The organism is Photobacterium leiognathi (genome assembly GCF_030685535.1).
GTDB classification, from domain to species: Bacteria; Pseudomonadota; Gammaproteobacteria; order Enterobacterales; family Vibrionaceae; genus Photobacterium; species Photobacterium leiognathi.
Genome location: NZ_CP131601.1, coordinates 58,480 through 77,811, shown reverse-complemented (window position 1 = coordinate 77,811; position 19,332 = coordinate 58,480). Strand labels below are relative to the sequence as shown.

The 19,332-nt window shown below is 43.8% G+C and carries 16 protein-coding genes; 5 read left to right on the top strand and 11 right to left on the bottom strand.

The window, feature by feature from the left end; all coding sequences use genetic code 11:
• Window positions 1-11 precede the first annotated feature (11 nt).
• The 6 genes from fre to trxA all read right to left on the bottom strand — a co-directional run bounded on the left by fre (window position 12) and on the right by trxA (window position 6,029).
• A complete protein-coding gene (gene fre, locus Q7674_RS07155; RefSeq protein WP_045066387.1) occupies window positions 12-722 on the bottom strand; it encodes an NAD(P)H-flavin reductase in 711 nt (236 codons plus the stop codon).
• 9 nt (window positions 723-731) lie between these two features.
• On the bottom strand, window positions 732-998 hold the full coding sequence (locus Q7674_RS07150; RefSeq protein WP_043129103.1) for a 2Fe-2S iron-sulfur cluster-binding protein: 267 nt from the start codon (window positions 996-998) through the stop codon (window positions 732-734).
• A 73-nt stretch (window positions 999-1,071) separates the two neighbouring features.
• Window positions 1,072-2,931 carry a 4-hydroxy-3-polyprenylbenzoate decarboxylase gene (gene ubiD, locus Q7674_RS07145; RefSeq protein ID WP_045066389.1) on the bottom strand — a complete coding sequence of 620 codons (1,860 nt, stop codon included), beginning with the start codon at window positions 2,929-2,931 and terminating at the stop codon, window positions 1,072-1,074.
• A gap of 167 nt (window positions 2,932-3,098) precedes the next feature.
• Window positions 3,099-4,112 carry a hypothetical protein gene (locus tag Q7674_RS07140; protein WP_045066390.1) on the bottom strand — a complete coding sequence of 338 codons (1,014 nt, stop codon included), beginning with the start codon at window positions 4,110-4,112 and terminating at the stop codon, window positions 3,099-3,101.
• Between the two features lie 126 nt (window positions 4,113-4,238).
• Entirely contained in the window at window positions 4,239-5,504 is a 1,266-nt protein-coding gene (gene rho, locus Q7674_RS07135; protein ID WP_008988260.1) for a transcription termination factor Rho, read from the bottom strand.
• A gap of 198 nt (window positions 5,505-5,702) precedes the next feature.
• Window positions 5,703-6,029: a thioredoxin TrxA gene (trxA, locus tag Q7674_RS07130; protein ID WP_008988261.1), complete on the bottom strand. Its 327-nt coding sequence runs from the start codon at window positions 6,027-6,029 to the stop codon at window positions 5,703-5,705.
• A gap of 113 nt (window positions 6,030-6,142) precedes the next feature.
• Between trxA and rhlB the strand changes: the two genes are divergently transcribed.
• A complete protein-coding gene (rhlB, locus tag Q7674_RS07125) occupies window positions 6,143-7,453 on the top strand; it encodes an ATP-dependent RNA helicase RhlB (RefSeq protein WP_305423403.1) in 1,311 nt (436 codons plus the stop codon).
• 21 nt (window positions 7,454-7,474) lie between these two features.
• The gene (gene gppA / locus Q7674_RS07120) at window positions 7,475-8,938 is read left to right on the top strand and encodes a guanosine-5'-triphosphate,3'-diphosphate diphosphatase (protein WP_305423401.1); all 1,464 of its coding nucleotides are present in this window, start codon (window positions 7,475-7,477) and stop codon (window positions 8,936-8,938) included.
• 72 nt (window positions 8,939-9,010) lie between these two features.
• Here gppA and Q7674_RS07115 read toward each other — a convergent pair whose 3' ends face one another.
• From Q7674_RS07115 to prlC, 3 genes are all read right to left on the bottom strand, one after another.
• On the bottom strand, window positions 9,011-10,399 hold the full coding sequence (locus tag Q7674_RS07115) for an IS4 family transposase (protein WP_305422587.1): 1,389 nt from the start codon (window positions 10,397-10,399) through the stop codon (window positions 9,011-9,013).
• A 152-nt stretch (window positions 10,400-10,551) separates the two neighbouring features.
• Complete coding sequence (locus Q7674_RS07110; RefSeq protein WP_045066438.1) at window positions 10,552-11,151, bottom strand: type II secretion system protein; 600 nt, start codon at window positions 11,149-11,151, stop codon at window positions 10,552-10,554.
• Between the two features lie 69 nt (window positions 11,152-11,220).
• Complete coding sequence (gene prlC / locus Q7674_RS07105; RefSeq protein WP_107229736.1) at window positions 11,221-13,263, bottom strand: oligopeptidase A; 2,043 nt, start codon at window positions 13,261-13,263, stop codon at window positions 11,221-11,223.
• 216 nt (window positions 13,264-13,479) lie between these two features.
• Between prlC and Q7674_RS07100 the strand changes: the two genes are divergently transcribed.
• Both Q7674_RS07100 and gorA read left to right on the top strand, forming a co-directional pair.
• A complete protein-coding gene (locus Q7674_RS07100) occupies window positions 13,480-14,319 on the top strand; it encodes a 23S rRNA (adenine(2030)-N(6))-methyltransferase RlmJ (protein ID WP_045066437.1) in 840 nt (279 codons plus the stop codon).
• Window positions 14,320-14,515: 196 nt separating this feature from the next.
• Complete coding sequence (gene gorA / locus Q7674_RS07095) at window positions 14,516-15,871, top strand: glutathione-disulfide reductase (RefSeq protein ID WP_305423399.1); 1,356 nt, start codon at window positions 14,516-14,518, stop codon at window positions 15,869-15,871.
• Between the two features lie 511 nt (window positions 15,872-16,382).
• Here gorA and Q7674_RS07090 read toward each other — a convergent pair.
• Window positions 16,383-16,733 (bottom strand): hypothetical protein, encoded by a 351-nt coding sequence (locus tag Q7674_RS07090; RefSeq protein ID WP_305423397.1) that lies wholly within the window; start codon window positions 16,731-16,733, stop codon window positions 16,383-16,385.
• A gap of 499 nt (window positions 16,734-17,232) precedes the next feature.
• On the opposite strand from Q7674_RS07090, the gene Q7674_RS07085 reads away from it, so the two are divergent.
• The gene (locus Q7674_RS07085; RefSeq protein ID WP_045066430.1) at window positions 17,233-17,898 is read left to right on the top strand and encodes an oligogalacturonate-specific porin KdgM family protein; all 666 of its coding nucleotides are present in this window, start codon (window positions 17,233-17,235) and stop codon (window positions 17,896-17,898) included.
• A 57-nt stretch (window positions 17,899-17,955) separates the two neighbouring features.
• On the opposite strand, the gene Q7674_RS07080 is transcribed toward Q7674_RS07085, so the two are convergent.
• The gene (locus Q7674_RS07080) at window positions 17,956-19,287 is read right to left on the bottom strand and encodes an IS4 family transposase (protein ID WP_045066500.1); all 1,332 of its coding nucleotides are present in this window, start codon (window positions 19,285-19,287) and stop codon (window positions 17,956-17,958) included.
• Window positions 19,288-19,332 lie beyond the last annotated feature (45 nt).

Genomic DNA, 19,332 nt, shown 5'->3' with positions numbered 1-19,332 from the left:
ATCTTTATTACTTAGATAAAAGCAAAGGCATCGGCAAACATGTGTTCGCGGTGCGCACCTTTTTCATTGCAGAAACGTTCACGCGCCGCACCAGCCATTTCAAAACGACCACAAACATAGATGTCGTACGCTGATAAGCAAACAAAATCCTCTGCTACCGCATCCAATACGTTACCGACTTTGCCTGACCAATTTTCAGGGGCATTTTCAACCACTGGCACATAGGTGATGTTGCCGTGTTTTGCCGCTAACGCCTGCATCTCTTCATTGGCATATAGCTGATCGATACCACGACCGCCCCAGTAAACGAAGATAGGCTGAGTTAAACCACGGCTAATGCAGTTATCGAGCATGCTACGGATATAAGAAAAACCAGTACCACCTGCAATCATCAGTAGTGGACGCTCACTTTCATGGCGCAGCCATGCTTCACCGTGGGCTGCATCAACCACGACAGGCTCATTGCAATCTAATGCCGCTTTCATCGCTTCTACGACTTCTAATGCATACGCATTTTGCTCTGCCGCACCAATATGTAGCTCAAGCTCGCCTTCACGGCATGGGCTACTAGCAATTGAAAATGGACGTTTATCTTTCTCGCCCATTACCGCAAGCAGGTATTGTCCCGCTTTGAAATCAATCGCCTGCTCAGGCTTTAACAAAATGCGATACGTGTTCGCGGCTAAGGGTTGTACTGACTTTACTTCGCACTGGATAGACATGGTTTTCCTCTAGTCTAACGTTAACACCAAGTCACTTTCCGCTACCGCTTGGCAGGTAAAAATCCATCCTTCCGCTTGTTCTTTTTCAGTGAGCATTGGCTCTAACTGATAACTCACTTCACCGGATGTTTTACGGCACATACACATAGCACATGCCCCTACCTGACAGCGATTGGGAAAAGTAATGCCTGCGTCGAGCGCTGCTTGTAATACCGTTTGCTGCGTTGACGCAGTAAAGGTGATGTTGTTTGGCAACAGGCGTACTTGATACATAATTTTCTCTTACTACTGACTATTTGAAGCAGCAATAAATAATACTCACTCTACCGCTCAGTATAGCGATAAACCGTTACTTCTCGATCCCAAGTTGGTCCCAAATCGCATCTATTCTTGCGACAACTTGCGGATTCTTAACTATTGGGTTGCCCCATTCACGTGCCACAGCATCAGGCCATTTATTAGTAGCATCTAGTCCAAGCTTACTACTTTGGTCTAATGTTGGCGCTAGCTGTACCGTATCACGGCTAGGATCCATACGTGTAGTGATCGCCCAAATAACATCGTTCCAATCACGCACGTTGACGTCTTGATCACACAAGATGACAAATTTTGCATCACTAAACTGCGCCATGAAGTCCCAAACACCTTGCATCACACGCTGTGCTTGATCCGCTTCGGTATTGGTAATACTTACAATCGCCATCTGCTGCTTACTTGCCGTCGGTAAGTCAATATCAATGATCTCAGGATAAGCGTCACGCAAAGCAGCAATGCCCGCTTCAACATCAAATTGCTCATCATATTTGGCTGCAGTCGATGATGTACTAGCAAGCTCAGCATCCCATTTCACCGTTGCATCTAAGCCCATTTTAGAACCAAGCCCAACCACAGGCGAAGCAAAATCTAATGAGTCAATTGGGGTGTTATCAATGAACAATGTGTCACGTACAGGCTCCATGTGAGTTGTCATCGCAGACACCACACTGTCCCAATTACGGGCATCGACACTTTCATCGCACACAATCACATACTTGGTGTACATGAACTGACGCAAGAAAGACCATACGCCCATCATCACACGTTTGGCATGACCCGGATATTGCTTCTTCATCGTCACCACCGCCATGCGGTATGAACAACCTTCAGGTGGCAGGTAGAAATCAACTATCTCAGGAAATTGCTTTTGCAAAATCGGCACAAACACTTCGTTCAGTGCCACACCTAATACCGCAGGCTCATCGGGCGGACGACCGGTGTAAGTACTGTGATAAATCGGATCGTTACGCATGGTGATATGCGTGATAGTAAAGACGTGATGACGCTCTTTCTCGTTATAGTAACCCGTGTGATCGCCATACGGGCCTTCATCCGCAAATTCTTCAGGGTCGATATAGCCTTCCATGACAATTTCAGCGCTTGCTGGCACATCTAAATCATTGGTTAAACTTTTCACCACTTCAGTACGACGCCCACGCAGTAAGCCTGCAAATGCGTACTCAGATAAGGTATCTGGAATTGGCGTTACTGCACCTAAAATCGTGGCAGGATCAGCACCAAAAGCGACTGTAATTGGGAACTTCTCACCGGGATGAGTTTCCATCCATTCACGTAGATCTAACGCACCACCACGGTGAGCTAACCAGCGCATAATGATTTTATTTTTTGCGATTTTTTGCTGACGATAAATCCCTAAGTTTTGGCGCTTTTTATGTGGGCCTTTAGTAATAGTTAAGCCCCATGTTAGCAATGGTGCCACATCATCAGGCCAACAGCTCATCACTGGGATTTTATCTAAATCAACCTCATCACCTTGCCACACAATTTCTTGGCATGGTGCGTTACGTAGGCGTTTCACGGGCATGTTCAGCACTTGCTTAAATGCGGGGATCTTATCTAACGCTTCACGAAAACCACGAGGTGGCTCGGGCTCTTTTAAATACGCTAATAATTTACCAACTTCGCGCAACTCTTTAACTTCTGTGCGCCCCATTCCCATCGCTACACGCTGTGGCGTACCAAACAAGTTGGCAAGCACAGGCATGTTGTAACCAATAGGATTTTCAAACAAAAGCGCAGGGCCACCAGCACGTAAAGTGCGATCGCTAATTTCCGTTATTTCTTGATCGGGATCGACTGCTTGTTTAATTCGCTTCAATTGCCCGTTTTGCTCTAAATACGCAATGAAGTCTCGCAGATCCTTGAATTTCATATCTGATACCACGATTGAGCTACGCCATAACTGAAAATAACAGCGTAGTGATGAGAATGATTTTCGCTAGTATAACCAGTTGTAGAGGCTAAAACACCCGTTCTGCGGTCTAATTTAACCACAAGATGTTTCAATTAAGCTGGCTATAACCCTAGTAAATAAAGGGGTTAGGGTTTAATTGTAGACACAGAGTCCATCGATAACAGCTCTTCAATATGAGCAACTAAATCAGGATCACTGCTAGCGGTTAAGAGTTGTTGCAACCAGTGACCATGGCCTTGCTTAAGCAAGTGAGGCGTGATCAACAAACGTTCTATTTCATTACCTAACTGATTCTGTAAAAAGGTTTTGGCTGTATCTGACAATGGCTTAAAACTGGTTAAGGCGCGGTATGCAGGCTCTTTTAAAGAAGGATTCGCCGTTGCTGCAATTAATTGGTCTACCACAAAATCTGAAGCAGTAATTTGAGATAAACGGGTTAATTCCGCCAAGCTGTATTGATCAGTACGGCGACGCCATAACACATCATATAACTTCGCATCATTAGAGTGTGCAGCTAAGGTGGCTAAGATGCTGTTATCTGGCAGCCAAATCAGCTGAGGATCAGAATGAAACTGCTCAACTAGCGCATTAATTGCGGGCGGTGATAATTGCGGGATCGCACGTGCTATCACTTGGCTGCGCTTCTGTTGCTGTTCTAAATCGCCTTTTAGCCATTCAGATAACGTCAGTTTTCCACGCTCTAAATTAATCACAGCACGCTGGCTCACTAAGTCTTTTTTCCACTCACGCAGCAATCCGTTGGCTTGATTACTATAAAAGAAAGCCATTCGGTTAACGGTATAACCATCACCTTGCTCGGTAATGGTAAACGGTGATTGTCGCTTCGCTTGAATTTTCAGCCACGCAATACGAGCAGTGTTAAAACTACCGACTTCATCGGCGTATTTGATCAATTGGCTACGAGCCACTTCTTGAGTTAATGGCGGGAGTTGATCAAGCAGAATTTCCAATGACTGAAAATCACTGTGATCGTAATAAGGTTTGAGCGCTTCAATATGAGCGACAAATTGTGGCATTTGCTTAATATGCTGGATTTTCGCTTCGGTAATTTCTGTCGCAGAAACAGGCTGTAATGCCGAGGCTATCAGCAGGCCTAGTGCACACCAATGTCGTAACATAACGCCTCCCTAACGAAGTAAAACTCTTCTTCCTTGCCCATACCATCGCAGTACAAGGTGATTTCTGTCAATAAAAAACGCCGCCCGTAGGCGACGTTTTCAAAATCTGTGACTCAGTACAGCGTATTATGATTTCTGACGACGCATCGCATCAAAGAATTCATCGTTAGTCTTCGTCATTGATAGTTTATCAATTAAGAATTCCATGCTGTCAGTTTCGCTCATTGGGTGAACGATCTTACGTAGGATCCACATCTTCTGTAGCTCATCAGCTTTCGCCAATAGCTCTTCACGACGAGTACCAGAGCGGTTGATATCAATAGCAGGGAATACACGTTTCTCAGCGATCTTGCGAGAAAGGTGAAGTTCCATGTTACCTGTACCTTTAAATTCTTCGTAGATAACTTCATCCATCTTAGAGCCAGTATCTACTAGCGCTGTTGCGATGATAGTTAAGCTACCGCCTTCTTCTACGTTACGTGCAGCACCGAAGAAACGCTTAGGACGGTGTAGCGCGTTAGCATCAACACCACCTGTTAGTACCTTACCAGATGAAGGAATAACGGTATTGTATGCACGTGCTAGACGAGTAATTGAATCAAGTAGGATAACCACATCTTTCTTGTGCTCAACTAGACGTTTTGCTTTTTCAATTACCATTTCTGCCACTTGTACGTGACGAGATGCTGGCTCATCGAACGTTGATGCAATCACTTCACCTTTAACTAGGCGCTGCATCTCTGTTACTTCTTCAGGACGTTCGTCGATAAGCAATACCATCAACTCACACTCAGGGTGGTTGTGGGCAATACTTTGCGCAATGTTTTGAAGTAGCATGGTTTTACCCGCTTTTGGCGGAGCAACGATCAGACCACGTTGGCCTTTACCGATTGGTGATGCTAAATCAAGAACACGTGCGGTGATGTCTTCTGTAGAGCCGTTACCACGCTCCATACGCATACGAGAGTTTGCGTGTAGCGGTGTAAGGTTTTCAAATAGGATCTTGTTGCGGGCGTTGTCTGGCTTGTCGTAGTTTACTTCGTTAACTTTCAGTAGTGCGAAGTAACGTTCACCGTCTTTAGGTGGACGGATCTTTCCGGCAATAGTATCGCCAGTACGAAGGTTAAAACGACGGATTTGACTTGGAGATACGTAAATATCATCTGGGCCAGCAAGGTAAGAACTATCTGCACTACGTAGGAAGCCGAAGCCATCTTGTAAAATTTCTAGAACACCATCGCCAAAAATATCCTCACCACTTTTCGCATGTTGCTTGAGGATGGAGAAGATGATGTCTTGCTTTCTCAAGCGGGCAAGGTTTTCTAATCCTAAACTTTCGCCAAGTGCAACCAACTTAGAAATCGGTTGGCTCTTCAGTTCTGTAAGGTTCATAGTGGTGGGTTTCTTGTCTGTCAAAATCGGGGTTCTATATTAGTTGAGATAAGGATGACCAATAGGGCCTGGTCAAGAAATGAACGAAAATGTAATTTCTGTGCGCTAAGGTAACACTAAACGTTCTATCCGTCTAGCATAGACGTTAGACAAACCATGCACAACTTAGAAATTGTCCATGGTTTGTAATAATTGCACTTAAAGGTTCGCGTCTAGGAATTCTTTAAGCTGAGTTTTCGACAATGCACCAACTTTCGTTGCCGCTACACCACCGTCTTTGAACAGTAGTAATGTCGGGATACCACGAATACCAAATTTTGGTGGTGTACCCGCATTCTGATCGATATTTAGTTTACCGATAGTCAGTTTGCCTTCGTATTCATCAGCGATTTCGTCAAGAATAGGGGCAATCATTTTACATGGACCACACCATTCAGCCCAAAAATCGACTAATACAGGGCCAGCAGCATTGATAACATCAGTGTCAAAACTCGCATCTGTAAGCTGCACAATCTTGTCGCTCATCTTCCACTCCAACAGTTGATTTTGTTAGCCGATCTTATTTTGACCAGCAAATCGATCTCCTATTTGAATGGAATACGTTTCGTATTGCAACCCTAAGCTGATATTCTATAGCAATGAAGACGACTCACATCACAGAGCAGAAATTTGCCGAGCTAGGGTTAAACCCTCTAGTTTTAAAAGGATTGGAAGATAAAGGGTTCCATAATTGCACCCCGATCCAAGCCTTGGCATTGCCAGTTATGCTCTCTGACCACGACATTGCGGGACAGGCTCAAACAGGTACGGGTAAAACCATTGCCTTCCTAACCGCTACTTTTAACCACTTACTGGAGACTGCAGCGCCTGCGCATCGCAAAACCAATCAACCGCGTGCCATTATCATGGCCCCAACGCGTGAATTGGCGATCCAAATTTATAACGACGCATCTTCTCTGATTGCGAGCACAGGCCTTAAGGCTGGTCTTGCTTACGGCGGTGAACCTTACGAGAAGCAAAAAGCGATTCTTGATGAAGGCGTAGATATCTTGATCGGTACGTGTGGCCGTATTATTGATTTCTACAAGCAGCGTGTTATTGAGCTAAATAGCATTCAAGTTGTTGTACTTGATGAAGCGGATCGCATGTTCGATCTTGGCTTTATTAAAGATATCCGCTTCTTGTTCCGCCGTATGCCAGCACCAACTGAGCGTTTAAGCCTATTGTTCTCGGCAACCCTATCATACCGAGTGAAAGAGCTTGCGTTTGAGCACATGAATAGCCCTGAAAGCGTGATTGTTGAGCCTGAGCAAAAAACAGGTCACCGCATTCAAGAAGAGCTGTTCTACCCTTCAAATCAAGAGAAAATGCGTTTGCTACAAACGTTAATCGAAGAAGAATGTCCAGAGCGTGCAATTATCTTCGCTAACACTAAGCACCGCTGTGAAGATGTTTGGGGTCACCTAGCTGCTGACGGTCACCGTGTTGGTCTTTTGACTGGCGATGTACCACAGAAAAAACGTGAGCGTATCCTTGATCAATTCACAAAAGGTGATATTGATATCTTAGTGGCGACTGACGTTGCAGCCCGTGGTTTACATATTCCTGCAGTAACGCATGTGTTTAACTACGATCTGCCAGACGATGCAGAAGATTACGTACACCGCATTGGTCGTACTGGTCGTGCAGGCGCAAGCGGTCACTCTATCAGCTTTGCTTGTGAAGAATACGCGATTAACTTACCGACGATCGAAACCTACATCGAACACGGTATCCCACAATCAAAATATGATTCCGATGCACTGCTAGAAGATCTACCAGCACCGATCCGCTTACAGCGTAATCCGCGCCAAGGTAGTCGCCGTAATACTCAACGCCAAGGCCAAGGTCAGGGACAACAACGTTCGCGTAATAATCGCCGTCGTCCCCAAAACAATAAGCCTGCATAATAATTAGAAGTAAGTATGTCTATGGAAAGAAATTCAGTATCACCGCTTTATGCCGCTATCGATTTAGGCTCAAACAGTTTCCACATGTGGATCGTGCGCGAAGTGAATGGCAGTGTTCAGACGTTAGCTAAAATTAAACGTAAAGTGCGTTTAGCTGCTGGTCTTAACAGCCAGAACGTACTCAGTGAAGAAGCGATGCAGCGCGGTCTAGACTGCTTAGCGCTATTTGCCGAACGCTTACAAGATATCAAAGCAGATCATATCCGTATCGTCGGTACAGCTGCGCTACGCACAGCGGTGAACGCAGAAGAATTTCTTTCCAAGGCGAAAATGATCCTTGGTTATCCGGTCAACATTATTCCGGGTGAAGAAGAAGCCCGCATTATCTATCAAGGTGTGGCGCATACCTCTGGTGGTAGCGATAAACGCTTAGTGGTCGATATTGGTGGCGCCAGTACCGAAGTGATCATCGGTGAAGGGTTTGATTCAAGTGCCCTCACTAGCCTTAAAATTGGCTGTGTCACTTGGCTTGAGCGCTACTTTAAAGATCGCAGCTTGACCTCCGCAAACTTCGATGCAGCGATCAATGGTGCAAAAGAAGCCATTGAACCTATCATCGACCGTTACACTGCGCTGGGCTGGGAAAGCTGTGTAGGTGCCAGTGGTACCGTTCAAGCGCTACAAGAAATCATGCTTGCACAAGGGATGGATGAAATTATCACCCTGCAAAAGCTAAAGCGTTTACAACGTCAAGCCATGCAGTATGAACGTCTAGAAGATCTTGATATTGAAGGTCTCACCCTTGAACGTGCCTTGGTATTCCCAAGTGGTTTGTCGATTTTAATCGCACTATTTGAGTCATTAAAAATCGAATCTATGACCTTAGCTTGTGGCGCACTGCGTGAAGGTATGGTGTATGAAATGATGGATCAAATGCGCCATCATGATGTCTGTACCCGTACCATTGAGAGTGTCCAACAACGCTTCCAAATTGATACCGAACATGCCGATATTGTCAACGACATGGCAATGTCGATGTTAAGCCAATGCCCGAATTGGCAACTTGAACCACAAGCACAAAACATCTTGGAAGCGGCAGTAAAACTGCACGAAATCGGCGCTAGTATTGAGTTTAAGAAAAGCGCAGAGCATGCGGCTTATCTGATCAAGCACCTTGATTTACCAGGCTTTACCCGCGCACAGCGTAACTTGCTGGCTGAGATCTTGCGTCGTTACACAGGACCACTCACCAGCTTACCTGAACAACATGCGTTATCAGCACAAAGTGCAGCCCGTTTACTGCGTCTATTACGTATTGCGGTGATTGTTTGTCATCGTCGTGATACTCGTTGTTTGGCACCATTTAGCCTGCAAGTCGACGGGGAAAAAATTACCCTGCTATTGCCCGCCAAATGGTTGATCAACAACCCACTGACCCGCAGTGAACTGCACCAAGAAGCGACCCGTCAAACTGACATGGGTTGACCAATGGTGGTAACGTCACAAGACTAAGTATCAAATACGATCAAAAAAGGCGACCATCTGTCTGTCTCTTGATCACAAGTCATTGTGTTCAAGAGACTTAGCTAGTTCATATCCTTCAAGGATGGTTTGTAACCTAAACCATCCTTGCCATAATGTCTTTACAGAAGCGCGACCCGTCCGCTTGGTATCTTTCCAACCACCTAACCGTGCAATACTTTTGTAAGCCCACGATATATTTGGTGCTTCTTTGGGCAGCTTTTTCTTCTCCAATTTTAACCACATAAGCTTCCACGCTTTACCTTTTAACACCCGTTCACAACAGCTACTAGATAACTCTTTAGATTCGTTCATAAATCTTAACTGGAGTAAACGAGTAGCAATAAATGCCAAAATAACACTGAGCCTTTCTAAGTTATCTTTACTTTGCATTCTCAGTTGTTCAACTTGCGTGCCTTCACTTTTCCAAACCTTGTGAAAATCTTCTATCAGCCAACGACGCTCATAATAACTGACGATGTTAAGTGCTTCCTCTTTGTTCGTTACAGGCTCTGATGTCAGTAAATGCCATGCGAGCTTGTCGTCACTCTCACCTTGCTCTATACATCCAACATAGTAGAGAGAGATATTATCGAACTCTTTTTTATTAGCGGGAGACTTAAGTGTCACGGGAGCATATTTGATGTCTAGATGAGCCGTGCGGGACTTACGACCGCCTTTTTGCGGTATTTTTAGCTCTTTGCTTCCTGCTGATAACAACTTGGAAGCGTAGTCATAAAGACGATTATCATGCTCCTCGATACAGCGACTTTGCATTGAGCGAACGATAAATCGTTGTTGTTGCTCGTGCTTGTAAGTGAGGTACTCGAATAAATCGGCTTCTCTATCACATACAGAAATAACCTCTGACATTTTCTCGCCTAGTCGCTCTGCAACATGGCGAGATGCTTGTTCCCATTTATAACTTTCTTTTTCTTTGTATGGTCGAGTTGCATGCTGGTGTCTTTGACCACGTTTTTCAATATCTCGGGTCCAGCGTTGTTGTTCGATTAAACCAACTACAGTGTGAGTTTCGGGAGCAAAAAGCAACGTTGAATGAACGAACATTGCTCGGTGTCGATTACCTTGATTGGAATGCCCGAGTGTATCTTGTATGCTGTGATGTGAGTAACTTAGAGAAGTGGTATCTTCCAATGCAAGCAGTGTTTGTTGTTCAAAAGCTTCTTGTGCTGTGACATAGAATCCAGCTTCTGCAATATCTTCTGCTTTGATTTGGTCATTACGAATAAAGCGATAAGCCCCTTCCATATCGGCTGGGGAGATGATGAGTTTTGAGATAGGGATACCAGGTTGTTCAGCCAGAGAGGTAGCTAGAGCAACGAGTCTTTGAGTGCGTCTTGGGTCATTAAGATCGGCTTGACCGAATTGTTTTTGAGCCCAAAGAGTTGGTTCTATATAGGTCATCATAATCATCCTTATCATTGCTTAGATGATCAGATCATGAAACATAAAATTAGTTCAAAAAAATCCCCAAGCATTGGCTTAGGGATTTGTGTATAAGAGACAGCCGTTAGGAGCCTTTTCTTTATCTCAATTAGCGTTAGAAAATATCAGTGTTAACAACCATCTTCTTGAGTAGAAATTTTCTTAGATAGCACTTGCTGAGTGGCTTCATCCATTTTGGCAGAATAATATGCAAAGCACTTATCTTGCAGGGTTTTACCTTGCGGTATAATTGCCAGCGACCAACCATCAGTCTCAGGAAACACCTTACCAGGGCGAATTTGATCAATCACACAGAACTCTGCATCAGTACAAGGTGTTGTCTCAACCTTATCTTTGCTAAAGCCACTTGCGTTACCTAAGTACTTAAAATCCTGCGTCATAATCGTCATCAAACCATCATGATCACTACCTGCTGTCCATTTAGCGCGAGGAGCTCCAAAGTAGGTAAAGATTTTATTACCATCCACATCGACTTCCACACCATATTGATGCTCTTTGCCTTGCATAATGGCTTTGTATTCCACCAAATCAATCACGGTACGCACACTACCAGCTATGCCGTTTAGCGACGCTTTGGTTGCATCTGATGAAATAGATAAAAATCGCGGGGCTGCAGTGACGGCGAGAATGCCTAAAATGACAATCACGATAACCAATTCGATGAGGCTAAATCCTTTTGACTGGCGAGCTATCGCCCCGTATCTATCCATGAATACTGCTCTCTACACTAATTGCATGCAGCAAGTGACCATCCTCAGTCACTCACTGCACTTATTACATTAACCTGTAATACCGCTATGACGCAGCATTGCATCTAGCTCAGGCTCTCGACCACGGAAGCGTTTGAATAGCGCCATTGGCTCTTCACTACCACCTTGCTCAAGGATACAAGTTAAGAAGTCTTGTCCTGTTAGCGGATTGAAAATTCCTTCCTCTTCAAAGCGTGAGAACGCATCAGAAGACAATAATTCCGCCCACAAGTAGCTGTAATAGCCTGCGCTGTAGCCACCAGCAAAAATATGACTAAAGCTGTGTGGGAAACGTCCCCATTCTGGGCTTGGAACCACTGATACACGTGATTTCACTTTAAATAAGGTATCTAACACCTGTGCACCCACTTCTGGATCGTATTCGGTGTATAGCGTGAAATCGAACAGACCAAACTCAAGCTGACGTAAAATAAACATCGCTGATTGGAAGTTCTTCGCCGCCAGCATCTTATCCAGCATTGCTTTTGGTAGCGGCTCGCCTGTCTCATAGTGACCAGAAATAAACGCTAGCGCTTCTTCTTCCCAACACCAATTTTCTAAGAACTGGCTTGGTAGCTCTACCGCATCCCATGGCACACCGTTGATACCCGAAACGGCTGCAACGTCCACTTGCGTTAACATGTGGTGGATACCGTGACCTGTTTCGTGGAATAAGGTTACTACCTCGTTATGAGTAAATAACGCAGGCTTATCACCCACTGGACGGTTAAAGTTACAGGTTAGGTAAGCGACTGGCGTTTGTAGACTACCGTCGATGCGTGTACGACGCACCACACATTCATCCATCCATGCACCGCCACGCTTGTGCTCACGAGCGTAGAGATCAAGATAGAAACTGCCACGTAGTGTGCCTTTATTGTCGAAGATATCGTAAAATTTCACCGACTCATGCCACACTTCCACACCATCACGCTCTTTAATCTCAAGACCAAATACGCGCTTAAGCACTTCAAATAGACCAGCTACCACTTTCTTCTCAGGGAAGTATGGACGAAGCTCTTCATCAGAAATGCTGTAACGGTGTTGTTTTAACTTCTCTGAGTAGTATGCAAAATCCCACGGCTCTAATGTTTCAACACCGAACTCGTTACGAGCATAGTCACGAAGCTCAGCCACTTCACGCTCACCTTGAGGTTTTGCGCGATCAGCTAAATCGTTTAAAAAGCCAAGTACTTGCTCAGTAGATTCCGCCATTTTTGTTGCCAGTGATTTTTCACTGTAGCTATTAAAACCAAGCATGCGTGCAAGCTCATGGCTTAGTTTTAACTTCTCAGCAATCACTTCGGTGTTATCGAACTCACCAGCATTAGGACCACGATCCGATGCACGAGTACCGAAAGCTTCATACATTTCAGCACGTAACTCGCGGTTATCACAGTAGGTCATAACAGGCAGGTAAGATGGCATATCTAGGGTAAATAAATAGCCCTCTTCGCCTTTGGCTTCTGCGTTAGCTTTCGCTGCGAGCAATACTGATTCAGGTAGGCCGCTTAGCTGCTCAACATCTGTGATCACCTTGCTCCACGCCATGGTGGCATCAAGTACATTGTTGCTGAATTTAGAAGATAGCTCAGATAAACGCTTGCTGATCTCACCGTAGCGAGCTTGCTCTTGAGCTGGCAAACCAATCCCTGATAGCTCAAATTCTTTTAAGGCATCTTTGATTGATTTTTGCTGTGCTTTGCTAAGCTCAGCAAATTTATCGCTTGCTTTTAGTGCTTTATACGCTTCGTATAAGCCTTTGTGCTGACCTAACCAAGTGCTGTAATCAGACAGTAATGGTAGGCAACTTTCATACGCTTCACGCAGCTCAGGGCTGTTTTTCACCCCGTTCAGGTGTCCAACCGGTGACCAGATACGACTTAAGCGATCATCCGTTTCAGCTAATGGCGCACAAATGGTTTCCCACGTCGGCTCTGCCATTTCCATCAATACGGATTCAACGTTTTCACGGCAATCTGCAATGGCTTTTTCTACCGCAGGTTTAATGTGCTCAGGCTTGATGTGAGCAAACGGTGGCAAATCTGTCATCGTCAATAATGGGTTGGACATAAGCGTTTCCTTTATTTTTATCTTATTCTTAACATGCGCCCACCACGGGTAAATTTCAATCCTTAGCGCTATTTACGGAGTGAAAATTATTAGCAATACGGCATTTCACATCCGATGAAAAACCGAAAGCGTCGCACCATAGTTGGATAATAGTTGAGAATTAACGATAATACGGCGCTATAACCCTTCCTTTATACACTGATAGAGACTGATTTCATGCTGAGTTACCGTCACAGCTTCCACGCAGGCAACCATGCCGATGTGGTTAAACACATTGTTCAAAGCTTAATTCTGGATGCACTCAAGCAAAAAGATAAACCTTTCGTCTATCACGATACCCACTCAGGTGTTGGTCGTTACGATCTGCAAGATGAGCGCAGCGAAAAAACCGGTGAGTTTAAGCAAGGTATCGCCCGAATTTGGTCTCGTGATGATATGCCAGCAGAAATTGCTAGCTACATTGAGGCAATCAAAGCCCTAAACGACGGTGAAGAGTTACGTTACTACCCAGGTTCACCGAAAGTGGCACGAGCGCAAATACGCGACCAAGACCGCATGGTGTTAACTGAGCTACACCCAAGTGATTTTCCACTGCTACTGCAAGAGTTCCGTGGTGATCGCCAAGTAAAGATCTATAAAGAAGATGCGTTTGCTCGCCTAAAAGCCAGCTTGCCGCCAAAAGAGCGTCGTGGTGTGGTACTTATCGATCCCCCTTACGAACTAAAGCACGAATACCAAGATGTGGTAAAAGCGATCAAGCAAAGCCACCAGCGTTGGGCAACGGGTACCTATGCAATTTGGTACCCTGTGGTTTATCGCGAGACCATCGATAAGATGATCCAAGGTTTAAAAGATCTAGAGATCCGTAAAATCCTGCAAATCGAATTAGGTGTAGAACCTGACAGTGAAGAGCGTGGCATGACAGCTTCAGGCATGATTGTGATCAACCCACCATGGAAGCTAGAAAGCCAAATGCGTGAAATTCTACCTTGGTTACAACAAGCCATTGCACCAAATCATGGTCATCATACCGTTGAGTGGATTGTGCCTGAGTAAGCCTCCCACCCCAGAAAAATACAGGCGGAGCCCTCCGCCTGTATCAAATAATCCGTGCCACAATCCCAATTATCGATGAATTTATAGCAAATCAATCGTATTTTCCGATTTTAAATCCTCGTCAGACACCCCAATCTTTATTACACTAGGTCAATAGCTCGTATTGAACATCAAAAAGAATTAACGGAGTAAAGTCATGGCAAAGCATTTTGATTACATCTGTATCGGCGGTGGTAGCGGCGGTATTGCATCGGCAAACCGTGCTGCAATGTATGGTGCTAAAGTAGCGCTTATCGAAGCAAAAGCACTAGGCGGTACATGTGTAAACGTGGGTTGTGTGCCTAAAAAAGTAATGTGGCACGGCGCTCAAATCGCTGAAGCTATGCACCTTTACGCAAAAGATTACGGCTTCAATGTCGATGTAAAAGGTTTTGACTGGAGCAAACTGGTTGAAAGCCGCGAAGCATACATCAGCCGTATCCACACTTCTTACGACAACGTACTAGGCAATAACAAAGTTGAAGTGATCAACGGTTTTGCCCATTTTGTTGACCAGAAAACAGTAGAAGTAAACGGTGAACACTACACAGCTGATCACATTCTTATTGCTGTTGGTGGTCGTCCATCAATTCCTGCAATCCAAGGCGCACACTACGGTATCGACTCTAACGGTTTCTTCGAACTAAAAGAGCAACCAAAACGTGCCGCTATCATTGGTGCAGGTTACATCGCAGTTGAAATCGCAGGTGTATTAAATGCACTAGGTACAGATACTCACCTGTTCGTACGTAAAGAATCACCACTACGTAGCTTCGATCCAATGATTGTAGATACGCTAGTTGAAGTTATGGCTGCTGAAGGTCCATCACTACATACGCACTCTGTGCCAAAAGAAGTAGTGAAAGAAAAAGACGGCTCAATCACGCTGTACTTTGAAAACGGTGAATCACACAACACTGACGTACTGATCTGGGCTATCGGTCGTGAGCCAACCACAGATGCCATCAACCTAGCTGCTGCGGGTGTTGAAACCAATAACCGTGGTTTCATCAAAGTTGATGAATACCAACAAACTAACGTTCCTGGTATCTACTGTGTAGGCGATATCATGGAAGGTGGTATCGAACTAACGCCTGTTGCTGTTAAAGCAGGTCGCCAGCTTTCTGAGCGTCTATTTAACAACAAACCTGATGCGAAGATGGACTACAAGTTAGTTCCAACAGTGGTATTTAGCCACCCACCAATTGGTACTATCGGCCTTACTGAAGCGGAAGCGATTGAGCAATACGGCGAAGAAAACGTGAAAGTGTACAAGTCAGGCTTCACAGCAATGTACACAGCCGTTACTGCGCACCGTCAACCATGTAAGATGAAGCTGATCTGTGCTTACGATGACGAGAAAGTAGTCGGTCTACACGGTATTGGTTTCGCGGTTGACGAAATGATCCAAGGCTTTGGTGTAGCGATGAAGATGGGCGCAACGAAAGCTGATTTTGATAGCGTTGTGGCTATTCACCCAACAGGCTCTGAGGAATTCGTGACAATGCGCTAAGCATTAAAACGAACCTAATATAGATAAGGCGATGTAGTGAAATACATCGCCTTTTTTTATGGTATTACTTTTATCAACGATACCGGAATAGCTCAGCTTAAAAGCGTATTTTTACTTATCAACACACACCACCAATTCATTAGAAAAACTAATATCAAAATACTAGTTTTTTTCATTTTTCACGCTAATAAAAATACCTATAATGGCGCGCATCGAAACACGACCGAATGCCTATATATCTCAGGGTTGGGCGAAGGTTGTACAGTAAAAAACAGCTTAAACTTTATAGGTAATTCCATGACTCGCATCGTAAATAAAATTGTTGCTCTATACACTCCAGCTTTTTCTTCTCTATACAAAAGCGGCAACAACAAGTAAGACATTGCACTTCTTACTGAAGAAATGAATTTAGAAAAGGGCTTTGAACAGCAGTTGTTCAAAGCCCTTTTTGCAATAGCTAGATTGATTGTCTCAACACCACTTTCAATGTCAGTAGACTAAATGGCGAGGTTTACCATAAATTACAGGCTTGTGCCTTTGCATTGGCAATGCTGTAGTACTTTCCTTTTAGAATGTAGTACTCATCATTTTTGATCCCTTCGATTTTGACCCATTTGTTACGACCAAATCGTGCCTTCACAGGAACGCCAACCGCAAAGCGTTTTCCTGATTGGTACTTCGCAACATAAAAAGCATCTCTCACTCTAAAGATATAACCATCACGACCGCAAATAGCTGCACGTTCAACGCGTCCTTTTTGTCGAGCGCCCCATTCACCCCAATCTCCCCACTTATCTGCTTGTGCAGGAAGAGATGTCATCGCCATAAACCCGAGTAACACGCCAACAATCGCTTTTTTCATGGTAAACCTCAACAAAAAGTAAACTCTTGAGTTTATTTTTATAATAAGTCAGCACGAAAGAAAACAAATAAAAAACATTGTTTTCTTGTTTATCGAATGAGATCACAATTATTCGCTAGCCGTAATACACATAAAACAAGTGAATATAGTGCTATTTATTCGTGAGTCAGATCGCTTATTTCACCCCTAAAATTAACTAAAAGCTAAAACTGGCGTGATCTCCATACTTTTTATAGGTGATTTCTGATCAATAAAGGCAATCAACGTCACCTTTTTACATCTATTAGCTTTTTTTACTTTTTATAACCAACTGATTAAAAACATTTAAGTTCTTTTATCTGCTTTATTTTTGCTCAAGATCTCACTCTTTTTCACTGCGATTTTCTAAGCCAAATAATTCTCGCAAGATGATTACAAGCCTAAACAATTTAATTTTTAAGCCACAAATCAGCCCCAGCCTGAACGCATAGTGCGCTTTATTTAACAAAGGAAATTAAGCATGAAAAAGATTCTAACTCTAAGCATCCTACCTATCGTATTCGCATCAAATGCATTTGCCGACTCTTCCTATGTCACAGGTAATGTGCAGTTCCATACCGATGCACAACCTAATGCTACATCTACCCTTGAGGCTGGACATACCTTTGATACAGGCACCACCATTTTGACTGAGTTTGATGGCATCTCTTTAGGTAAATACGACGACGATACGATTCAAGACGCGCGTGAAGGTTATTCCCCTTACATCACATTAGGTATTGAGCAAAGCTACGCGTTTAATGATCATCTATGGGTGGCGATTGGTTATCACCATTTAATCAATAACGGTGAAACGGTGCAGGAGCGCCCTTTAGTGAAAATTGGTTATAACTTCGATAATGGTATTTCAATCAGTAACCGAACGCGCTATCACTTTGTGAAAGACGGTGAAGATCAAATTCGTTTTGATAACCGCATTAGCTATAGTGCAACAGAACAGCTCGCACTGAGTTATAACAATGTCTATGTACGAAATGATGGGGATGCTGATAACTCAATGGATCACGAGCTTCGTGCCACTTGGACTCGCTTAGGTGTTCAGCCTTACTTTGAGTATCGCAATCAAGGAAATGGTACCGATAATACCAATAATGCTTTTGTCTTCGGTGCATCTTACGTTTTCTGATCATAACGACATCAGTTTATTCAGATGAAAAAAAACACCGCACAAGGCTAACACCTATCACTTAAGGTGTTTGGAACGAACTGGATAACGAGTTTTATTGATACGAACGGCTCTCTGCTTGGGCCGTTTTTTTCTTTCAGGTAATATGTAACGCTTTACTTGTTTTCTCATTGCTCTCAGTTTTTGAGGAATTGAACCTGGCGAAGCGATGGCACACCACATTAATTCATCTTGAATATCTCTTAACGCCATCATAAAACTTATCCGTAATGGTGAAACATTCGCTTCTGCCGCTATTCTACTTATTTCTAAGCGAACAAGATTATAAGCTATCAATATTCCCCATATTTCTTGCTCAATACCTTCTACTGATTGACTACGCAATAATATTTCATCTTCAAGCATGTCATGTTTTATTTCACCATAACTGTTTTCTATCTCCCAACGTTCGAAATAAACATCAAGCAAAGCTTGATAGCTATAATGCTCACCAACTAAGGAAGTAAGAAGCCCTTGGATATGATATTTTTGAGTTTTTTCTGGATAAAGCACTAATCGAGCTTGCCATTTTTCAGGAAGGCTTGGGTCTTTAGCTCTTGCATATTTGGATACATCCATTTCTACAATCAAATCTCGTCCTGCTTCATCAAGCTGCTTAATGACGGTATATCGCGTATTTGATTTAATTGGAGTCATCCAATGACTCGAATCATGCTGACGTTGCCAATTAATCATCAACTCGGCGCCAAGATAACATCGGTCAAAAATAGTTAAAGAATCTGGCGTTATTGAGGATATAAGCTGTTTAGCATAGTTCTCTTCACCAATATTGCTGGGACCAAATGCTACGTTGTGTATTAATCGACTACGAAGGGAGCATAAAGCACATAACCTGACGATAGGGTATTCTGTATGCTGTATCTTACCGTGTTTGACATACTGAAAGTGACTCGCTAATTCTGGAGTATCATGACTTCTAAATTGAGTTCCATCGACAGAGAAAAGGCGTAAGCCTTTCCATGTGTCTCCGCTATCTTCGGCTTTCGTCCAATATTTGGCAGTGAGTGAGAAAAGTGCTTTTAGAGGCTGTGCTGTCAATCGTTTTCGCGCCTGAGGGATAGCACTTGGTGCAATAGAATCACCTTGTGATCGCGATAATTGCAAATCAAGTTTATTCAAGACATCGGTTATCGATCTATTACGATATAGGCCAATTCCAACGATTAACCAAACAACCAATTCCGCAGGTAATTTTCGTCTGCGTATACTGGCCTTATTGGTTTCATCTAATGCTTGTTGAATCCACTCAAGAGGTAAGTCTCTTTGAAATAATGAGAGTGATTCTGGTGCTGCAAACGCATCTACATCAATGAGCCAATGTGACAACATAAAAAATACCCCCAGTTTTGCAAAACTGAGGGTATTTTTAACTAT

Coding starts and splice junctions, on each gene's coding strand:
- gorA (WP_305423399.1), top strand. CDS start 14,516: ATGGCAAAGCATTTTGATTACATCTGTATCGGCGGTGGTAGCGGCGGT.
- Q7674_RS07085 (WP_045066430.1), top strand. CDS start 17,233: ATGAAAAAGATTCTAACTCTAAGCATCCTACCTATCGTATTCGCATCA.
- Q7674_RS07090 (WP_305423397.1), bottom strand. CDS start 16,733: ATGAAAAAAGCGATTGTTGGCGTGTTACTCGGGTTTATGGCGATGACA.
- Q7674_RS07140 (WP_045066390.1), bottom strand. CDS start 4,112: ATGTTACGACATTGGTGTGCACTAGGCCTGCTGATAGCCTCGGCATTA.
- rho (WP_008988260.1), bottom strand. CDS start 5,504: ATGAACCTTACAGAACTGAAGAGCCAACCGATTTCTAAGTTGGTTGCA.
- prlC (WP_107229736.1), bottom strand. CDS start 13,263: ATGTCCAACCCATTATTGACGATGACAGATTTGCCACCGTTTGCTCAC.
- Q7674_RS07110 (WP_045066438.1), bottom strand. CDS start 11,151: ATGGATAGATACGGGGCGATAGCTCGCCAGTCAAAAGGATTTAGCCTC.
- gppA (WP_305423401.1), top strand. CDS start 7,475: ATGGAAAGAAATTCAGTATCACCGCTTTATGCCGCTATCGATTTAGGC.
- Q7674_RS07115 (WP_305422587.1), bottom strand. CDS start 10,399: ATGACCTATATAGAACCAACTCTTTGGGCTCAAAAACAATTCGGTCAA.
- rhlB (WP_305423403.1), top strand. CDS start 6,143: ATGAAGACGACTCACATCACAGAGCAGAAATTTGCCGAGCTAGGGTTA.
- Q7674_RS07100 (WP_045066437.1), top strand. CDS start 13,480: ATGCTGAGTTACCGTCACAGCTTCCACGCAGGCAACCATGCCGATGTG.
- fre (WP_045066387.1), bottom strand. CDS start 722: ATGTCTATCCAGTGCGAAGTAAAGTCAGTACAACCCTTAGCCGCGAAC.
- ubiD (WP_045066389.1), bottom strand. CDS start 2,931: ATGAAATTCAAGGATCTGCGAGACTTCATTGCGTATTTAGAGCAAAAC.
- Q7674_RS07080 (WP_045066500.1), bottom strand. CDS start 19,287: ATGTTGTCACATTGGCTCATTGATGTAGATGCGTTTGCAGCACCAGAA.
- trxA (WP_008988261.1), bottom strand. CDS start 6,029: ATGAGCGACAAGATTGTGCAGCTTACAGATGCGAGTTTTGACACTGAT.